This is a genomic window from Streptomyces sp. NPDC058145 (assembly GCF_042884245.1).
Lineage (GTDB): Bacteria > Actinomycetota > Actinomycetes > Streptomycetales > Streptomycetaceae > Streptomyces.
Window position 1 is genome coordinate 467,479 of the sequence record NZ_JBHVUH010000004.1, and the last position, 18,320, is coordinate 485,798.

18 protein-coding genes are annotated in these 18,320 nt (G+C 71.9%); 13 read left to right on the top strand and 5 right to left on the bottom strand.

From position 1 onward, the window contains the following. The first annotated feature begins 22 nt into the window (after positions 1–22). The 9 genes from ACFVVO_RS12175 (at position 23) to ACFVVO_RS12215 (ending at position 8,841) form a co-directional block, all read left to right on the top strand. Positions 23–334 carry an STAS domain-containing protein gene (locus tag ACFVVO_RS12175; protein ID WP_390054043.1) on the top strand — a complete coding sequence of 104 codons (312 nt, stop codon included), beginning with the start codon at positions 23–25 and terminating at the stop codon, positions 332–334. A gap of 14 nt (positions 335–348) precedes the next feature. Continuing rightward, positions 349–849: an ATP-binding protein gene (locus ACFVVO_RS12180; RefSeq protein ID WP_390054045.1), complete on the top strand. Its 501-nt coding sequence runs from the start codon at positions 349–351 to the stop codon at positions 847–849. A gap of 6 nt (positions 850–855) precedes the next feature. Next, positions 856–2,091, top strand: a complete 1,236-nt coding sequence (locus ACFVVO_RS12185) for a PP2C family protein-serine/threonine phosphatase (RefSeq protein ID WP_390054047.1) — start codon at positions 856–858, stop codon at positions 2,089–2,091. Positions 2,092–2,113: 22 nt separating this feature from the next. Continuing rightward, positions 2,114–2,908, top strand: coding sequence for a MinD/ParA family protein (locus ACFVVO_RS12190; protein ID WP_390054049.1), 795 nt, complete (start codon positions 2,114–2,116; stop codon positions 2,906–2,908). A gap of 274 nt (positions 2,909–3,182) precedes the next feature. Beyond that, entirely contained in the window at positions 3,183–5,231 is a 2,049-nt protein-coding gene (locus ACFVVO_RS12195) for a maltotransferase domain-containing protein (protein ID WP_390054051.1), read from the top strand. Further along, the gene (gene glgB, locus ACFVVO_RS12200; protein ID WP_390054141.1) at positions 5,150–7,471 is read left to right on the top strand and encodes a 1,4-alpha-glucan branching protein GlgB; all 2,322 of its coding nucleotides are present in this window, start codon (positions 5,150–5,152) and stop codon (positions 7,469–7,471) included. Before ACFVVO_RS12195 ends, glgB begins: the two co-directional genes overlap by 82 nt. Further along, positions 7,468–7,908 (top strand): CoA-binding protein, encoded by a 441-nt coding sequence (locus ACFVVO_RS12205; RefSeq protein ID WP_390054052.1) that lies wholly within the window; start codon positions 7,468–7,470, stop codon positions 7,906–7,908. Before glgB ends, ACFVVO_RS12205 begins: the two co-directional genes overlap by 4 nt. A 16-nt stretch (positions 7,909–7,924) precedes the next feature. Next, positions 7,925–8,164, top strand: coding sequence for an FAD-dependent oxidoreductase (locus ACFVVO_RS12210; protein WP_390054054.1), 240 nt, complete (start codon positions 7,925–7,927; stop codon positions 8,162–8,164). Continuing rightward, positions 8,164–8,841, top strand: a complete 678-nt coding sequence (locus ACFVVO_RS12215; RefSeq protein WP_390054143.1) for an NAD(P)/FAD-dependent oxidoreductase — start codon at positions 8,164–8,166, stop codon at positions 8,839–8,841. Before ACFVVO_RS12210 ends, ACFVVO_RS12215 begins: the two co-directional genes overlap by 1 nt. Positions 8,842–8,856: 15 nt before the next feature. Here ACFVVO_RS12215 and ACFVVO_RS12220 read toward each other — a convergent pair whose 3' ends face one another. The 5 genes from ACFVVO_RS12220 to ACFVVO_RS12240 form a co-directional block, all read right to left on the bottom strand. Further along, positions 8,857–9,828, bottom strand: coding sequence for an aldo/keto reductase (locus tag ACFVVO_RS12220; protein ID WP_390054056.1), 972 nt, complete (start codon positions 9,826–9,828; stop codon positions 8,857–8,859). Next, entirely contained in the window at positions 9,828–11,498 is a 1,671-nt protein-coding gene (locus ACFVVO_RS12225; protein ID WP_390054058.1) for an MFS transporter, read from the bottom strand. The genes ACFVVO_RS12220 and ACFVVO_RS12225 overlap by 1 nt, the downstream gene beginning before the upstream one ends. Beyond that, complete coding sequence (locus tag ACFVVO_RS12230; protein ID WP_390054059.1) at positions 11,495–12,178, bottom strand: type 1 glutamine amidotransferase domain-containing protein; 684 nt, start codon at positions 12,176–12,178, stop codon at positions 11,495–11,497. The genes ACFVVO_RS12225 and ACFVVO_RS12230 overlap by 4 nt, the downstream gene beginning before the upstream one ends. A 24-nt stretch (positions 12,179–12,202) precedes the next feature. Continuing rightward, the gene (locus tag ACFVVO_RS12235; protein WP_390054060.1) at positions 12,203–13,366 is read right to left on the bottom strand and encodes a ferritin-like protein; all 1,164 of its coding nucleotides are present in this window, start codon (positions 13,364–13,366) and stop codon (positions 12,203–12,205) included. Positions 13,367–13,427: 61 nt separating this feature from the next. Further along, positions 13,428–14,819: an MFS transporter gene (locus ACFVVO_RS12240; RefSeq protein WP_390054062.1), complete on the bottom strand. Its 1,392-nt coding sequence runs from the start codon at positions 14,817–14,819 to the stop codon at positions 13,428–13,430. Between the two features lie 422 nt (positions 14,820–15,241). Between ACFVVO_RS12240 and ACFVVO_RS12245 the strand changes: the two genes are divergently transcribed. The 4 genes from ACFVVO_RS12245 to ACFVVO_RS12260 are packed head-to-tail and all read left to right on the top strand — an operon-like array spanning position 15,242 to position 18,316. Then, positions 15,242–15,949: a DJ-1/PfpI family protein gene (locus ACFVVO_RS12245; protein ID WP_390054063.1), complete on the top strand. Its 708-nt coding sequence runs from the start codon at positions 15,242–15,244 to the stop codon at positions 15,947–15,949. A 31-nt stretch (positions 15,950–15,980) separates the two neighbouring features. Beyond that, the gene (locus ACFVVO_RS12250; protein WP_390054065.1) at positions 15,981–16,274 is read left to right on the top strand and encodes a putative quinol monooxygenase; all 294 of its coding nucleotides are present in this window, start codon (positions 15,981–15,983) and stop codon (positions 16,272–16,274) included. 22 nt (positions 16,275–16,296) lie between these two features. After that, on the top strand, positions 16,297–16,770 hold the full coding sequence (locus tag ACFVVO_RS12255) for a VOC family protein (protein WP_390054067.1): 474 nt from the start codon (positions 16,297–16,299) through the stop codon (positions 16,768–16,770). Between the two features lie 37 nt (positions 16,771–16,807). Further along, positions 16,808–18,316 (top strand): GMC family oxidoreductase, encoded by a 1,509-nt coding sequence (locus tag ACFVVO_RS12260; protein ID WP_390054069.1) that lies wholly within the window; start codon positions 16,808–16,810, stop codon positions 18,314–18,316. Positions 18,317–18,320 lie beyond the last annotated feature (4 nt).

The following is an 18,320-nucleotide window of genomic DNA, read 5'->3' on the forward strand; positions in this document are numbered from 1 at the left end:
CCTCATAGAAGGAGAGCTGTTCATGTCGTTCGACGGAATCCTGAGCGTGTCCGAGGGCATCGCGACGATCGAGATCAAGGGAGAGCTGGACGCGTCCACCGCGCCCCGCTTCCACGATCTGATCGACCAGGCTGCCGAGCAGGGCGCGGTGCGTCTGGAGATAGACGCCCGGCACCTCGACTTCCTGGCCAGTGCGGGCCTGCGCTCCCTGGTCTTCGCCCGCCAGAAGATGGGCGACGAGGTGCGCATCGCCGTGATCGGGGCGACGGAGCCGGTGAGCCGCACCATCCGGCTGGCCGGCTTCGACCACAGCATCGAGCTGATCGACGCCTGAGAGGGGCCACGGAGATGGCGATCGACTCGGGGGCCACGTCGGCCAAGCACACCGCCGAGCAGGAGTGGTGCGACATGCCGCTCGCCGCCCGGACCGCGGCGCGGCTGCGGATCCCGGCCGACCTCGAATCCCTGGACCTGGTCGCCGGGTTCGTCCTGGAGCTCGGGCGGTCGGGACGGCTGAGCAGCAGCGAGACCTACCGGCTGCGGCTGGCGGCCGACGAGCTGGCGACCAACATCGTGATGCACGGCTACCGCGGGGCGAGCGGCGACATCTGCGTGGACGGCGGAGTCGCCCCCGACCGGGTGTGGGTGCGCTTCGTCGACGACGCCCCGGCCTTCGACCCGCGCGGCGGGATGAAGTCGCCCGACCTGGAGATGCCACTGGCCCGGCGCGCCGTCGGCGGACTCGGTGTCTTCCTGGCGCTGACGGCGGTGGACCGCTTCGACTACGAGCTGGTGGCGGGACGGAACGTCAGCACGCTGACGATCCGCCGCGGCCACCACGACGGATGAGACGAGATGTCACACACGAAGGTGCTGCTCCTTGACGAACACCGCCGCGCCCCGGACGAGCTGCTGGCGACGCTGCGGGAGCTGCGGTTCGAGGTCCGCCGCCGCACGCCGGGCGAGACCCTCGCGCAGGCACCGGGCGAGCTGGGGGAGCCCGACGTGCTGCTCGTCTCCGCCCGGCTCGCCCCGGCCACGGTGAAGGCGGTCGTACGGCGGCTGGACGACGAGGGACGGCAGCCCACCGTGGTGGCGTTCGCCGACCACGATCTGCATCTGCTCGGCGGGCACGTGCAGGCGGGCGCCGACTACCTGGTGCCGCCGTTCCACCCCGAACTGGTGCGCGCCCGGCTGCGCGACTGCCATGAGCGCACCGAGTTCAGCCGCACCCTGCAGGACGTGGCCGCGCACGCCGAACTGCTCAGCTACGAAAGGGAGCTGGAGATCGGCCGGGAGATACAGCTCGGCTTCCTGCCGGACACCCTGCCCAGCCCCGACGACTGGGAGATCGACGTCCGCTTCCGGCCGGCCCGGACCGTCGCCGGGGACTTCTACGACGTGTTCGAGCTGGTCAACCGGCGCCGGCTGGCGCTGGTGGTGGCGGACGTCTGCGACAAGGGCGTGGGCGCCGCCCTGTTCATGGCGCTGATCCGCAGCCTGCTGCGGCACACCGCCGAGCAGAGCGGGCTGCAGAACCTGATCGCGGCCGACGTGCTGAACGAGTCCACCGTCTGGGAGGAGCAGACCCGCGCGATCCCCGTCGTGGGGGCGACCCCGCTGCTCAACGCGGTGGTGGGCACCAACAACTACCTGACCCGCAACCACATCCGGCAGGGCTACTTCGCGACCTTGTTCTTCGGCGTGCTCGACCCGCTGACCGGCAACCTCGTCTACATCAACGGCGGCCACAACCCGCCGGTGCTGGTGAGCGCCGACGGCGCCGAACCGGTGCTGCTGGAACCCACGGGACCCGCGGTCGGCGTCATCCCCGACGTCACCTTCTCGCTGGGCTACACGCAGATCAGCCCCGGCGACACCCTCTTCATCTACACCGACGGCGTCACCGAGGCCCGGTCCGGTTCGGGCCGGTTCTTCGGCAACGAACTGATGCTCAAGCAGCTCACCGAGGCGGCGGTGCGCGGCGAGGAACTCCTCGACCACATGGACGGGGTGCTGAACGAGTTCGTCGGGCCCGCCGAGCAGTCGGACGACATCACCATGATGGCCGTGCACCGGCGCGCCTCCTGATGGAAGACCCCGGGTGGAGACCATGTCGCAGATCATCACCGTGCACTCGTACCGGGGCGGTACGGGAAAGTCGAGTACGGCCGCCAACCTGGCGGTGCTCCTGGCCTCCTCCGGCCACCGGGTCGCACTGGTGGACACCGACATCCAGACCCCGGCGCTGGACGTCATGTTCGGGGACGCGCTCGGCACGGTCCGGCGCTCCCTGAGCGACTACCTGATCGGGCGCTGCGAGATCGAGGAGGCCGCCTACCCCGCCGAGGCGGACGCCGGGCACGACGGGTTCTTCGTGGTGCCGGCCCGCAGCCGGGCCGGGGTCCTCAACGAGATCATGGGCCGCGGCTACGACGTGGGGCTGCTCCGGGAGGGCTTCGACCGGCTGATCGACTCGCTCGCCCTGGACGTGCTGCTCCTCGACACCCACGCCGGGTTCAACAACGAGACGGTGACCTCGATGGCCAGCTCGGACGCCCTGGTGGTGGTCACCCGGGCGGACCGGCTGGACATGGCGGGCGCCGCCGAGACCATGTCGCTCGCCGACCGCCTCGGCTGCGGGCGGCTGAGCGTCGCGGTGAACCTGGTGCCGTCCGGGACGCCCCACGAGCCGCTGCGCGCGAAGGTGGAGGACGCCTTCGGCGCGCCGGTCACCGTGGCCCTGCCCTACGCCCCGGAGATGGCGGCGCTGGCCGGGGAACGGCTGTTCAGCACGGCCTATCCGCACCATCCGCTGGTGGCGGGCTACCGCCGCATCATCGCCGACGTGAGCAACGGGACCACGGCGCTGCGCCGGCCCGCGCCGCATCCCCCTTCCCTGCCCTGACCCCGGTGCCCGCCACCGCCGGGGCCCTGATCCCGGTGCCGCCACGGCCGGGTCCACGACCCACCCGGGGACCTGTCCGGCGGATCCCGCGGGAATCGCGGGGCCCGGCACGCCCTGCCCCCGCACGGCTTCGTTCGAGCTGGGGGACCCCATCGCGTCGACGCCCTCCTGCGCCTTGCGGCTGGGCGCACCAGGCCCCGCTCACCCGCACCGACAAGGAACCGTTGGCCGGAGCCGGCCCGATCCGCCGGACAGGCCCCTAGCGCCAGGAGGCATGACCATGCAAGGCAAGCCCGACGTCCGCCGGCCGGCACCCACCGTCGGCCGGATACCCGTGCGGGACGTCCGCCCCCAGGTGGACGCGGGCCGCCGCCCCGCCCGCGCCGTGCCGGGAGAGCTGTTCGAGGTGTCCGCCACGGTCTTCCGGGAGGGACACGACGCGGTCGCCGCGAACGTCGTCCTGACCGGCCCGGACGGTGTGCCGGGCCCCTGGACGCCGATGCGGCTGGTCGCGCCGGGGACCGACCGGTACGCCGCGCAGGTCGCGGCCGGCCGGGAGGGCGAGTGGACCTACCGGGTGGAGGCGTGGAGCGATCCCGTGGCCACCTGGCGGCACACCGCCCGGATCAAGATCCCGGCCCGGATCGACGTGGAACTGGTCCTCGCGGAGGGCGCGCGGCTCCTCGAACGGTCCCTGGACGCCCTGCCGGCCGGTGACGCCGGGCGGGCCCGCGAGGTGCTCAGGGCGGCCCGCGGCCGGCTCCTGGACGGCACCCTCGGCCCCGACGAGCGGCTCGCCGCCGCACTCGGCGCCGAGGTGACCGCGGTCCTGGCCGACCGGCCGCTGCGCGAGCTCGTGACCCGCTCCGAGGAACTGCCGCTGCGCGTCGACCGGGAGCGGGCGCTGTACGGGTCCTGGTACGAGTTCTTCCCGCGCTCCGAGGGCGCCGTCGCGGAGACGGTGAACGCCGAGGGCGTGCTGGAGCCGCCGCGTTCGGGCACCCTGCGCACCGCGGCGGAGCGGCTCGAGGCCGTCGCCGCGATGGGCTTCGACGTGGTGTACCTGCCGCCGGTCCACCCGATCGGCACCACCCACCGCAAGGGCCGCGGCAACACCCTGGCCGCCGGCCCGCACGACCCCGGCTCACCGTGGGCGATCGGCTCCCCGGCCGGTGGCCACGACGCCGTCCACCCCGACCTCGGCACCCTGGACGACTTCGACCACTTCGTCGCCCGGGCCGGTGAACTGGGCCTGGAGGTGGCGCTGGACTTCGCGCTTCAGTGCTCGCCCGACCACCCCTGGGTCACCGAGCACCCGGAGTGGTTCCGGCACCGGCTCGACGGGTCGATCGCCTACGCCGAGAACCCGCCGAAGAAGTACCAGGACATCTATCCGCTGGACTTCGACACCGAGCCCGAGGGGCTGTACGCGGAGTGCCTGCGCGTGCTGCGCCACTGGATGGCACACGGGGTGCGGATCTTCCGCGTCGACAACCCGCACACCAAGCCGGTCTGGTTCTGGGAGCGGCTCATCGAGGAGGTGCACGCCACCGACCCCGACGTGCTGTTCCTCGCCGAGGCGTTCACCCGGCCCGCGATGATGCACAGCCTGGCCCGGATCGGCTTCCACCAGTCGTACACGTACTTCACCTGGCGCAACTCCAAGGAGGAGGTCGAGTCCTACCTCTCCGAACTGGCCGGGCTCGGCGGCGAGGAGAGCGCGGCCTACCTGCGGCCGAACCTCTTCGTGAACACCCCCGACATCCTCAACGCCTTCCTGCAGTACGGGGGCCGCGCGGCCTTCGCGGTGCGGGCCGTGCTCGCCGCGACGGCGGCCCCGGCCTGGGGGATGTACGCGGGCTACGAGCTGTACGAGAACGTGCCCGCCGGGCCCGGCAGCGAGGACTACCTGGACTCGGAGAAGTACCAGTACCGGCCCCGGGACTGGAAGGCCGCGGACGCCTCCGGCGACACCCTGGCCCCGCTGATCACCACCCTCAACCGGCTGCGCCGGGAGCATCCGGCGCTGCGCCGGCTGCGCAACCTGCGCTTCCACCGCGCCGACAACGACGCCGTCGTCTGCTTCTCCAAGCGGGCCGGCGACGACTGGGTGCTGGTGGTCCTCAACCTCGACCCGCACAGCGTGCGGGAGGCCACCGTCCACCTCGACCTGCCCGCCCTCGGCCTGGACCGCGCCGACACCTTCGAGGCGCACGACGCGCTGACCGGCGAGACGTACCGCTGGGGCCGCGACAACTACGTACGCCTCGACCCGCGGAACCAGGTCGCCCACATCATCACGGACAGGACGCACCTCTCGTGAACCCGCCGGTTTCCCCGCACCCCGTCCGCCCGGCCCCGGCCCGGCCGACGGCCACCGACCTCAAGCGCCTGACCACCGGAGAGACGGCCGACCCGCACGCGCTGCTCGGCCCGCACCCGGGACCCGGGGGCGTGACCCTGCGTGTCCTCAAGCCGCTCGCCGAGGCGGTGTGGGCCGTCGGCCCGGCGGGGAACGTGCTGGCCGAGCTGCGCCACGAGGGCGGCGGGGTCTTCTCCGGCACGCTGTCCGGCACCGGCGGCCCGGACGGCGTGCCCGACTACCGGCTGCGGGTGCGGTACGCCGACTGCGAGTGCGAGACCGACGATCCGTACCGTTTCCCGCCGGTGCCGGGGGAGCTGGACCTGTACCTGATCGCCGAGGGCCGGCACGAGCGGCTGTGGACCGTGCTGGGCGCCCGGGTGTGCGAGCACCGGTCCGTCACCGGCACCGCGTTCGCGGTGTGGGCGCCGAACGCCCGCGCCGTACGGGTGGTCGGGGACTTCAACCACTGGGCCGGCGCCGGGCACCCGATGCGCTCCCTGGGCGCCTCGGGGGTGTGGGAGCTGTTCGTGCCGGGCGTCGGCGACGGCTGCCGGTACAAGTTCGAGATCCTCGGGCCCGACGGCACCTGGCGGCAGAAGGCCGATCCGCTGGCCCGCTCGGCCGAGGCCGCGCCCGGCACCGCCTCCGTCGTCTTCGCCTCCCGCCACCGGTGGACCGACGGCGAATGGATGGCGGAACGGGGCCGGCGGCGCGCCGAGCGGGCGCCGATGAGCGTGTACGAACTGCACCTGGGCTCCTGGCGGCCGGGCCGCGGCTACCGCGAGCTGGCCACCGAACTGCCCGGCTACGTCAGGGCGATGGGCTTCACCCATGTGGAGTTCCTGCCCGTCGCCGAGCATCCGTTCGGCGGCTCCTGGGGATACCAGGTCACCTCGTACTACGCGCCCATGGCCGCGCTCGGCACCCCGGACGACTTCCGGTACCTGGTGGACGCCCTGCACCGGGCGGGCATCGGCGTCATCCTGGACTGGGTGCCGGCGCACTTCCCCAAGGACGACTGGGCGCTGGCCCGCTTCGACGGCACCGCCCTGTACGAGCACCCCGATCCGCGGCGCGGCGAGCACCCCGACTGGGGCACGCTCGTCTTCGACTACGGCCGCGATCAGGTGCGCAACTTCCTGGTCGCCAACGCGCTGTACTGGTGCGCCGAGTTCCACGTCGACGGCCTGAGGGTGGACGCCGTCGCCTCGATGCTCTACCTCGACTACTCCCGTCCCGAGGGCGGCTGGCTGCCCAACGCCTACGGCGGCCGGGAGCATCTGGAGGCGGTTGAGTTCCTGCAGGAGATGAACGCCGCCGTCTACCGAAGCTGCCCCGGCGTGGTCACCATCGCCGAGGAGTCCACGGCCTGGGACGGCGTGACCCGGCGCACCGACCACGGCGGGCTCGGCTTCGGGTTCAAGTGGAACATGGGCTGGATGCACGACTCCCTCGGCTACATGGGCCGGGACCCGGTGCACCGGCAGTACCACCACCACGCGCTGACCTTCCCCATGGTCTACGCGTACGCCGAGAACCATCTGCTGCCGATCAGCCACGACGAAGTGGTGCACGGCAAGGGCTCGCTGCTCGGCCGGATGCCCGGCGACCGCTGGCGGAGGTTCGCGAACGCGCGGGCCTACCTCGCCTTCATGTGGGGCTTCCCGGGCAAGCAACTGCTCTTCATGGGCCAGGAGTTCGCCCAGGAGAGCGAGTGGTCGCACGACACCGGGACCGACTGGGCGGCCACGGCCGACGGCGCGCACGCGGGCGTTCGGGACCTGGTGCGCGACCTCAACGCCCACTACCTGCGGCTGCCCGCCCTGTGGGACCTGGACGCCGACCCCGGGGGCTTCGCCTGGCTGGACGCGGACGCGGCCGAGGACAACGTGTACTCCTTCGTCCGGTACGACGGCGACGGCACCCCGCTGGTGTGCGTGCACCACTTCGGGCCGAGCGTGCGCCACGGCTACCGGATCGGGGTGCCGGGCGGCGGCGAGTGGACCGAGATCCTCAACACCGACGCGGCCCGCTACGGCGGCTCGGACGTGCTCAACTCCGCGCCGCTGCCCGCCCGTCCGGTGCCCTGGCAGGACCAGGAGTGGAGCGTCGAGGTCACCCTGCCGCCACTCGGCGTCATCTGGCTGCGCCCACGGCACCGGGCCGCGGGCGGCGAACGACACGACGAGGGGACATGACCATGGACGAGTACCTGTGGGACGAGTACCGGAAGATCCTCGGCGGGGCGCGCACCATCGCGGTGGTGGGCGCCTCGGCGGAGGAGGGCAAGTCCGCGCACGAGATCCCGGCCTACCTCCAGCGCAAGGGCTTCCGGGTGATACCGGTCAACCCGTACCACCGTGAGGTGCTGGGCCGGCCCGCCTTCGCCTCGCTGCTCGAGATCGGGGAGCCGGTCGACGTGGTCGACGTCTTCCGCCCCGCGCCCCAGACACCCGACGTGGCCCGGGAGGCCGTCGCCCTCGGGGCGCGGACGCTGTGGCTGCAGCTCGGCATCGTGTCCGACGAGGCACGGGACATCGCCGTGGCGGGGGGACTGCGTGTGGTCATGAACCGCTGCCTCGGCGCGGTCCACGCGGAGCTGGAGCTGGCCGGGGAACCGATCCGCACCACCTGAGAAGGGGGACACGACCATGCAGGCTGCCGACGCCGTCGTAGTCGGGGGCGGCCCCGCCGGGCTGTCCGCGGCGCTCTACCTGGCCCGCTACAACCGCGAGGTCCTGGTCTTCGACACGGGCCACGGGCGTTCCACGCACCATCAGACCAACCACAACTACCTGGGGTTCCCGGGCGGCATCCCGACCGTCGATCTGCGCAAGCCGGCCGGGAGCAGCTCGGCCGGTACCCGGGCGCCAGGATCGCGCACCACCTGATCACCCACGCCGAGGGCGACGCGGAGCGCGGCTTCACGGTCCGCTCCCAGGGCCACTCCTGGCGGGCCCGGACGCTGGTGCTGGCCACCGGCGTCCTCGACCACTTCCCGCACTTCGCGGGCTGGGAGTCGTACGTGGGCCGGTCGATGTTCTGGTGCATCACCTGCGACGGGTACGAGAACCGGGGGCGCAGCATCCTGGTCGTCGGGCACACCGACGCGGCCGCGGGCGAGGCGATGCAGCTGCACAGCCTCACCGACCGGGTGCGGCTGCTGACGAACAGCGCGAGCGACGAGATCAGCCCGAAGTTCCGCCGCCGTCTGAAGGGCGCCGGCATCCCCGTGGTGCACGACCGGATCGGGGAGGTGGAGGGCGCCGGCGGGCTGCTCACCGCGGTGGTGACCCGCGAGGGCCGCCGGCTGGAACTGGACGCGCTGTTCTCCATCCAGGGCGCCACCCCCGAGACCACGCTCGCCCGGCAGCTCGGCGTCCGGCTCGCGCCCACCGGTTACGTCGAGGTGGACTCCGAGCAGAAGACCAGCGTGCCGGGCGTCTACGCGGCCGGCGACCTCACCGCGCTGCACTCCCACCAGGTGACGTCGGCCGTTCACGAGGGGGCGCAGGCGGCGTCGGCCGCCAACTACTTCCTGCATCCGCCGGAGCTGAAGGCGGACTGAGCCGGGTGGGACGGGTCAGCGGCGGGCGCCCCGGATACGGGCGGCCGCCTCGGCCAGCCGGGACAGGTCGTCGTCGGTCAGGGTGAGATCGGCGGCGGCCGTGTTCTGCTCCAGGTAGCTCGTCCGCTTGGTGCCCGGGATCGGCACGATGTCCTCGGGACCCTGGGCGTGCACCCAGGCCAGCGCGACCTGTCCGGGCAGCACGTCGTGGCCGGCGGCGATGTCCCGGATCACGTCGACGACCTTCTGGTTGGCGTCGAGGTTGTCCTGGGAGAAGCGCGGCAGGTGGCGGCGCATGTCGTTCGCGGCCATGGTGTCCCGGCTGGTGACCGCGCCGGTCAGGAAGCCCCGGCCGAGCGGGGAGAACGGGACCAGGCCGACGCCCAGCCGGCGGGCCGTGGGCAGCACCTCCGCCTCGATCTCGCGGCTCCACAGCGAGTACTCGCTCTGCAGGGCCGTCACCGGGTGCACGGCGTGGGCGCGCTCGAGTTCGTCCGCGGACACCTCGGAGACCCCGATGTAGCGGACCTTGCCCGCCTTCACCAGGTCGGCGAAGGCGCCGATGGAGTCCTCGACGGGCGTCCTGGGGTCGATCCGGTGCAGGTAGTACAGGTCGATGTGGTCCACGCCGAGCCGCTCGAGCGACTCGTCGCAGCACTGCCGGATGTACTCCGGGTCGGCGCGCAGCTCCATGCCGGCGCCGGGCCGCACGTCGGCGATGCCGCACTTGGTGGCGAGGGTGACCTCGTCCCGGCGCTCCCGGAGGGCGTGACCGACCAGCTTCTCGTTGGCGCCGATGCCGTACAGGCCGGTCGCCCCGTACACGTTGGCCGTGTCGATCAGGGTCACGCCCAGATCGAGGGCCCGGTGAATGGTCCTGATCGACTCCTCGTCGTTGCCGACTCCGTACGACTGGCTCATGCCCATGCAGCCGAGACCCTGCGCGGAGACCCGCAGACCCTGGCTGCCCAGAGCGACCTGACGCATCAGTGTTTCCCTTCGTGGTGGTGGAACCAGTGGCCGAGCCGGCGGCCCACCGCGTGACCGCCGGTCAGCAGGTACAAGGCGTGTGCGAGCCCCGTGCGGCGGCCGTGCCGCACCCACAGGAAGTGGTGGTGGGGCCGGCTGTCGTGCGGGTTCGGAAGCCGGAATACCAGGACGAACGAGACCAGCGTAAGCGCGGCCATCACCAACAGCGCGGATTGAAAGGCGACTTGGTACCGGCTTGACGCACCGGCCACGCCGGGGCGGGCGCCGAGGAGGGAGAAGACCGTACCGATTCCGGCCACGCCGAGGGCCTGGCCGATCTGGAAGGCGGTGGTCAGGGCGCCCGAGGCCGAGCCCTTGTCGTCGGCCCGGATGCCGGTCAGGACGACCCCGATCAGCGGGGACATCGTCAGCCCCTGGGCGGTGCCGACCAGCAGCAGCGGCAGGGCCAGCTCGCCAGCCGACAGTCCGGTGCCGGCGCCGTGCACGACGGCCCAGGCGGCGATCAGGCCGCCGAGCAGCAGGACGTGCCCGATGACCAGCACGGACCGGCCGAGCCGCGGGACCAGCCGGGGCACCAGCAGGGACGAGGCGAAGAACGCGAGGCCGACCGGCGCGAAGGCCAGGCCCGCCTGGAGCGGGTTCAGGCCGAGGCCGACCTGGAACGTCAGCGAGGTGTAGACGGCCAGGCCGACGATGGTGATGAAGAACAGCACCCCGATCGCCATGCCCATGCCGAAGGCGCGCTGCCGGAACAGCGACGGGCGCAGCAGCGGGGTGCGGCCGGTGCGGTCCAGGTGCCGCTCGTAGCGGACGAAGACGGTGAACGCCGGGACGGCGGCGGCGAACATCAGCCAGGTCCACCAGGCCCAGCCCGTGCCCGGCCCGACCAGCAGCGGCAGCACGAGCAGCAGCAGGGCGCCGCCGAGCAGACCGGTGCCGGTCAGGTCGATGTGCGGGCGGCCCGCCGGCCGGTCCGGTGCCATGACCCGGCGGCCGGTGAGCAGCGCGGCGGTGCCGAGCGGGACCAGCACCAGGAACGCCGGCCGCCAGGCAAGACCGCCGATGTCGAGCTGGATCAGGGCTCCGCCGACGAGCTGGCCGACGACGATGGCGACGCCGATGGTGGCGCCGAACAGACCGAGGGCGAAGTTGCGTTCGGCGCCCTCGAAGGTGTCCTGGATGATCGACAGGATCTGCGGGTAGATCAGCGCGGCGCCGAAACCCTGCACCAGACGGGCGCCGATCAGCACGGCCGCGTCGGGAGCGAGGCCGCTGACCAGCACGGCGGCGGTGAACAGGACCAGGCCGGCGAGCAGCACACGGCGGCGGCCCAGGACGTCGCCCAGCCGGCCGCCGGTGATCAGGAAGACGGCGTACACCAGTCCGTACCCGGCGACGACGAACTGCACGGCGCCGAAACCCACGTGCAGGGTCTGCTGCAGGGAGGGCATGGCGAGGTTGGCGATGGACACCCCGCCGACCACGAGGAAGGTGCAGGTGAGCCCGACGGCGAGGACGAGCCAGCGGGCGCGGCCCGTCGCGTACGGGTCCGGCGCCGGTGACCGCTGCGGGGCGGGCGCCGTCACGGCCGCGGTGCGGCCGCCCGCGGCGGGGGCGGCCGGGCCACCCGCCGCGGCGCGGCCGCCCGCGGCCGGATGCGTCGTCATGTGGCCGCCAGGGCCAGCACCGTCGCCATGGCGGTGGCCGTGGCGGAGGCCGGGTTCTGGCCGGTCACCAGACGGCCGTCGGTCACCGCGTGGGCGGTGAACTCGGCGGCCGCCTCGTGCTTGGCGCCCAGCTCCTCCAGGGCGGTCTGCAGGGCGAACGGGACGACGCCGGTGAGGCCGACCGCGGCCTCCTCGGCGTTGCTGAACGCGGTCAGCCGCTTGCCGTCGACCAGCGGGCGGCCGTCGGAGAGCCGGACCCCGACCAGGGCCGCCGGCCCGTGGCAGAGCGCCGCGACCACGCCGCCCGCCTCGTAGACGTCACGGGCCAGCGCGGACAGCGCCGGGTTGCCGGGGAAGTCCCACATGGTGCCGTGGCCGCCGGCGAAGAAGACGGCGTCGTACGCGGAGGGGTCCACGTCCTCGGGCCGGAGGGTGCCGGCGAGTTTCCCGGCCATCTCCGGGTCCGCGAGGAACGCCTTCTGCACGGGGTCGGTGAGGTCGGTCCCGGAGGCCGGGGGACGGCCGCCGCGCACGGACGCGAGGTCCACCCGGTGGCCTGCCTCGGTGAACACCCGCCACGGGTGGGCGACCTCGGGCATGTAGTAGCCGGTCTCGCGGCCGGTGTCGCCCAGCTCCGCGTGGCTGGTGAGGACGATGAGGACCCTCTTCGTACGGGACATGGTGACTCTCTCCTGCGGGGGAGCTCAGGCCTGGGCGGCGTTGAGGTTGCGGAAGCGGGGGCCGTAAAACACCGGCTTGTCGAGGTCGGTGTAGGTGTGCAGGAAGCCGAACTCGGCCGGGTACAGCCGCGGCAGGTCGTCGATGAGCTCCGGCGGGATCCGGCGCTGCATGAAGGTGAAGGAGGAGAACACCCGCAGCTTCATCATGTTGTGGACCGCCTCGCCGAAGGTCGGCCACTGCTGGTCGGGGTCGCCGTTCCACATCGCGTCGAGGTGGGCCATCATGCCGCTGTAGTCCTGGTCGAAGACGAGCAGCGCCTCCGAGATCTCCTTGCCGTCCGGGTCCTCGGCCAGCAGCTTGTCGTAGCCGTCGGCGGGTACCGCGAGCGTGTTGACGACCGACGGCCAGTCGATCCGGGCGCCCTGGAAGTGCACGGCCTCGGTCTCCGGGGTCAGCTCGACCGCCGGCTCCGGCTCGCGGTAGGTGCGCCCGTACCAGAGCTCGGCGAACTTCCCGTAGTGGGACTCCTCGTGCTGGTAGGCGGCGCCGGTCCGGATCGTGCCGCTGGCCGCGCCCTCGCCCTGCTGCAGGATCTCGTCGATGCCCTCGAGCAACTGGTCCACCGGGTCCACGCCGGGCGTCGGCACGATGGTCTTGAAGCCGATGTTGTCGCCGACCTGGTTGGCCACCCCGCCGCCCTGCACCGCCGCGCGCAGTTCGGCGGCGTTGGCGACGATGGCGTCCCTGATCCGGGCGTAGAGCTTGCCGATCGTCGGGAAGTCCTCGTGGCCGTACTCCTCGGGGAGCAGGAAGAGCGGGGACTCCAGCCGCATGAAGTTGCGAAGCTGCGGCTTGGAGAGCTTGGCAAGACCGAAGTGCAGGTCGGGCTCCACACCGCCGGGCAGGCCGTGCGAGGGGAACTTCGGGTCGAGGTCCTTGATCCGGGGCCGGCCGCCGATCGCGGCGAGCATGTTGGCGGCGATGGACATGTGCACCATCTCCTCCATCAGCACGCTGCGGATCGTGTTGTAGCTGGTGAAGTTCTGCACCTCGAGCGAGAGCATCGCCGCGGTGTAGACGGGCAGGGTGGAGTGCTCGAGCTCGATCGCCGTCTGGAGGGCGGAGCGGATCCAGGCGACGTTGCGCCGGACCGGGGCCGAGACGGTCTCGTCCTGGGCGGTGGTCATGGCTCGCTTCCTTTCAACGTGTCAGCAAGGTGAGGGAAAACGGGGAGTGCGGTCGGGCCGGTCAGGCGTCCCGCGCGGGCTTCGCCCGGCCGAGCAGGCCGACCACGAGCAGTGAGCCGACGCCGAGCGCCACGACGCCGAGGCCGATCCGGTGCATCGAGCCGAGCGTGCCGAGCACGGCGACGCCGAGTGCCGAGCCGGCCTGGCGGGAGGCGTTCAGCGCGCCCTGGGCGGTGGCGGCGAAGCGCTGCGGCGCGGCCGTCGCCATGTCGGCGGTCGAGGCCGGGATCGCGGTGGTGGCGCACAGCGCGAGGGCGAGCTGGGCGGCGACGAGGAGCGCCAGAGGGGTCTCGGTGCCGGAGAAGGAGAGGATCAGCCCGGAGACGGCACCGGCGGTGAGGCCGAACAGGATGAGCGGCCGGGTGCCGATCTTCGCGACCAGACGGCCGGTGAAGAACGGCAGGACGGCGAGCGGCAGCGTCATGGGCAGGAACGCGAGCCCGGTCCGCAGCGCCGACATGTCCCGGTCCTCGACCATCCACTGGGTCATGGCGAACAGCAGCCCGTAGAAGGCGAAGGAGGCGGCGGAGCCGGCCACCAGGTCGGCCCGTACCCGGGAGAGCGAGAGCAGCGCCGGGGGCAGCGCCGGGTCCTCGGCGCGGCGTTCCACGACGGCGAGCAGGACGAAGGCCAGCAGCGCGACCACGAGGGCGGTCACCGGCACGGCACGCCCCCAGCCGTCGGTGCCGCCGTCGACGAGTCCGAAGGTGAGCGCGCCCAGGCCGGCGATGGACAGCAGCAGGCCGGGGTAGTCGATCGGGCGGTGGGCGGTGGACCGGTCGGCCGACAGCGACCTCGCCAGCACCACGGTGATCAGCGCGATCGGCGGGTTGACGAGGAAGACCAGCTGCCAGCCGCCGAGAGCGACCAGGGCCCCGCCGAGCACGGGCCCCGAGACCAGACCGAGCGCACTGATCGCCGCCCAGGCGCCGACGGCGCGGGAACGCTTGGCCGGGTCCGGGTAGAGCCCGGCGAGCAGGGCGAGCGAAGCCGGCACCAGGCCCGCCGCGGCGACGCCCAGCAGGGCCCGCCCGGTGATGAGCAGCCCGGCGGAGTTCGCCGCCGCGCAGAGCGCCGAGACGACGCCGAACGAGATCAGGGCCGCGCGGTAGATCCGGCGCGGTCCGAAGCGGTCCGCGATCGAGCCCGCGGCCAGCATCAGGCCGGCGAACACCACGGTGTACGCGTCCACCGTCCACGGCAGCGCACTGGCCGAGGCGTGCAGATCGCCCCGCAGGTCCGGCACCGCCACGTTGAGGATGGAGGCGTCGAGCAGGACCAGGAAGTTGCCCACGACAATGCCGAAGAAGCGACCCGCCGTCCCCGCGCTCCGCCGTCCCTGCCGGCTCCCACCGGCAGACCGGGTCAGCAGCTCAGAGCTCTCAGATGTCATGCCGTCAGGCTTCTGGACACCCGCGCGTGCGGCCAGAAACCCACGTCGACTTCGTGAACTCGGCCTGATGCGGGCGTGATTCCCCCGACAGTCCTATCGTCGCCTCGCTGGGCCGTGTGTCCGGTCGCCACCGCCCGGAGCACCGTCCCGCCCCGCCGGGCCGGGCGAACCGTGCCGCCCCTTCGGGGCGTTCGGGTGCCGCGGCCCGATATGCGGTGGCGAGTTCAGAAAGTATTCGCGAGTTGTGGAAAAGCGCCTTCCGTCCGCCCCGGCCGGGAGGTCAGAAAGTATCCGTGGAAGGCTCCGATGGCATTCCACGGCACGCTAGCTTCGCCACCAGAGACCGGTAATTCCGCGTAGGCCGCCGAGTGTTCGGCGAATGCCGCGGTCCGGTAATCCCGGAGTGGACTGGAGAACAATCCATGGCTGAGATCAAGAGCATCGCGGTGCTCGCGTACGACCGGTGCAGCGAGTCGGACACCATCATCCCCTGGGAGATCATGATCGGTGTCGCGGTCTATCTGAAGGAGACGGCCGGCGAGGACATCGAGGTCAAGCTGGTGGCCCTGGAGGAGGGCCCGGTCACCATGCAGATGGGCGCCCGGGTCGAGCCGCACGCGGTGCTCCAGGACGACGACCTGTACGACGTGCTGTACGTCCCCGGCGGCCGCGGCTCCGGCGCCGCCACCAAGAACGAGCGGATCCTCGACACCATCCGCCACCACCACGTCAACGGCAGGTTCATCGGCGCCAACTGCGTCGGCGTCGGCATCCTGCAGCGCGCCGGCATCCTCGGCAAGACCCCGGTGACCTGCAGCCCGCCCATCTCCCGGCGCCTGAAGGAAGAGGGTGCCAACGTGGTGGAGCCCCGCCGGATGTGGCTCGGCGCGCCCGAGGACCGCATCTGGACCACCGCCGGTGCCGCCTCGATCAACGCCGGCACCCTCGCGATGGTCAACCACCTGTTCGGCGACGAGGTCGGCCACGAGATGTCGATGTGGTTCGACACCCGCGCCGCCGAGGGCTACTCCCTGTTCGGCGAGCTGGGCACCGAGCTGTTCGCGTACCCCGGGGCCGAGGCCAAGATCCAGGACGAGACGGCGGACATCCTGCTGCCGCCCCTGCACTGAGCCCCGCCCGCCGAGCGGAACTGGAGGACCAGTGATCACGTGCACCACTGTCCTGGACGTCGCCGAAGGCAGCGAGGAGCCCTTCGAGAAGGTGCTGAAGCTCCTGGTGCGGCAGGTCCGGGCGAACGAGCCGGGCACCCCGGTGTTCGAGTTCGTACGGCACCGGACCACCCCCCGCAGGTACCTGGTCGTCGAGCAGTACGTGGACGAGGCGGCGCTCGCCGAACACAGCGCCAAGGAATACCTCAAGGAAATCGTCCCGGAGATGCTGACGTACCTCGCGCAGCCGCCGCAGCTCGACGCGTACGACCCGGTCGACGAGTGAACGGGAATTACAGGGAGCGGACATGAGCGAGCAGCCCTACTTCCACATCGGCGTGGTCGTGCCCGATCTGGAGAAGGCGATCGAGTACTACGAGCGGACGCACGGTCTTGAATTCACCAAGCCCGCGCACGTGACGAATCCGCGACTCGAGGATCCGCACCCGCACGAGCAGGTGGTGCACGTGGCCTTCTCGAAACAGGGCCCGCCCTACTACGAGCTGATCGAGGCCGACGGGGACGAGGGGATCTTCTCCACCGCCAACGAGGGCCAGATCCTCTACCTCGGCCTCTGGGAGCCGGACATGGAGGGCCGGCTCAGTGCGCTCGAGGCCGAGGGCATCGGCGTCGCGGCGGCGTCCCGGAGCGCGGCGGGCGCCACCCCGGGCTGGATCATCACGGAGCCCGACGCCCTGGGAGTCCGGTACGAGTACGTCGATCTCGCGGAGAAGCAGGCCATCGAGACCTGGATCGAGACCGATGAGTTCCCGGGTCTGTGAACCCGGGCCCCGGTGACGGTCCCAAGAGGGAGAACCCATGAAGTATGACCACATAGTCGTCGGCGCGGGCTCCTCGGGTGCCGTGCTCGCGAGCCGACTCACCGAGAACTCCGGCGTCAGTGTCCTGCTCCTGGAGGCCGGACCCGACTGGGCGGACGTCTCAGAGATCCCCGGTGACATCACCAACGCGCGGACCGTCTCCGTGGAGGACCACGACTGGGGCTACAGCGCCGAGGCGGTGCCGGGCCGGTCCCTCACCTACGCCCGCGGCAAGGTGGCGGGCGGCTGCTCCGCGGTCAACGGCGCCATCGCGCTGCGCGGCATCCCGGCGGACTACGACGAGTGGGCCGACCTGGGCAACGACGAGTGGTCGTGGCGCTCGATGCTGCCGTACTTCACCAAGATCGAGGACGACCAGGACTTCGAGGGCCCGTTCCACGGCAAGAACGGCCCCACCCCGATCGTCCGGCACACCCGCGACCAGCTCGTGCCGTTCCAGGCCGCCTACCTGGAGGCCTGCATCGACCAGGGCTTCGGCTATGTCGCCGACCACAACGACCCGGAGTCCACCGGCGTCGGCCCGATCCCCATGAACCGCCGCGGCGACCTGCGTGTCTCCACCGCGATCGCCTACCTCACCGAGGCCCGCGGCCGGAAGAACCTCACCATCCGCTCCGGCGCCACCGTGCACCGGGTGCTGTTCGAGGGCACCCGGGCGGTCGGTGTCGAGGTGGAGACCGGCGGGCGCCTCGAGAAGGTGTACGCCGACCACGTCACGCTCTCCGCCGGCGCCCTCAACTCCCCGGCGATCCTGCTGCGTTCCGGTGTAGGGCCCGAGCAGCGGCTGCGCGCCCTCGGCATCGAGGTGGTCCTCGACCAGCCGAACGTCGGCGAGAACCTGATCGAGCACCAGCAGATCACCGTCGGCCTGCTGCCCCGCGAGGGCGTCACCGACCCCGACGACCCGGACGTGCAGGTCCTGGTCCGCTACACCAACCCGGGCTCGCAGCACTTCAACGACATGCAGATGTACTTCGTCAGCCGCTACGTCCCGGTCACCCACCGGCCGATCAGCGTGATGAGCGTGCTGCAGAAGCCGGAGTGCCGCGGCCGGGTCTCGCTCAGCAGCGCCGACCCCACCGTCCAGCCGGACATCCTCCTCAACTCCTACGGCACCGACGCCGACCGCGCCATCGCCCTGGACGGCGTCCGCCTGGCCTGGGACATCGCCAACTCCAAGCAGATCAGGGACCTCTCCAGCGGCCTGTCGGACAAGCTCACGCAGCGCCAGGTGGACGACGACACCGAGCTGCTGCGGTACATCCGGGAGAACTCCGCCACCCTGTGGCACCCGGTCGGCACCACGAAGATGGGCCCGAGCGGCGACGAGAGCGCGGTCGTGGACCAGCGGCTGCGGGTGCACGGCATCGAGAACCTGAGCGTGGTGGACGCCTCCGTGATGCCCACACACGTCAGCGCCAACCCCAACCTGACCTGCTACGTCATCGGCGAGCGCGCCGCCGGGTGGTTCCTCGCGGACGCCTGAGCCA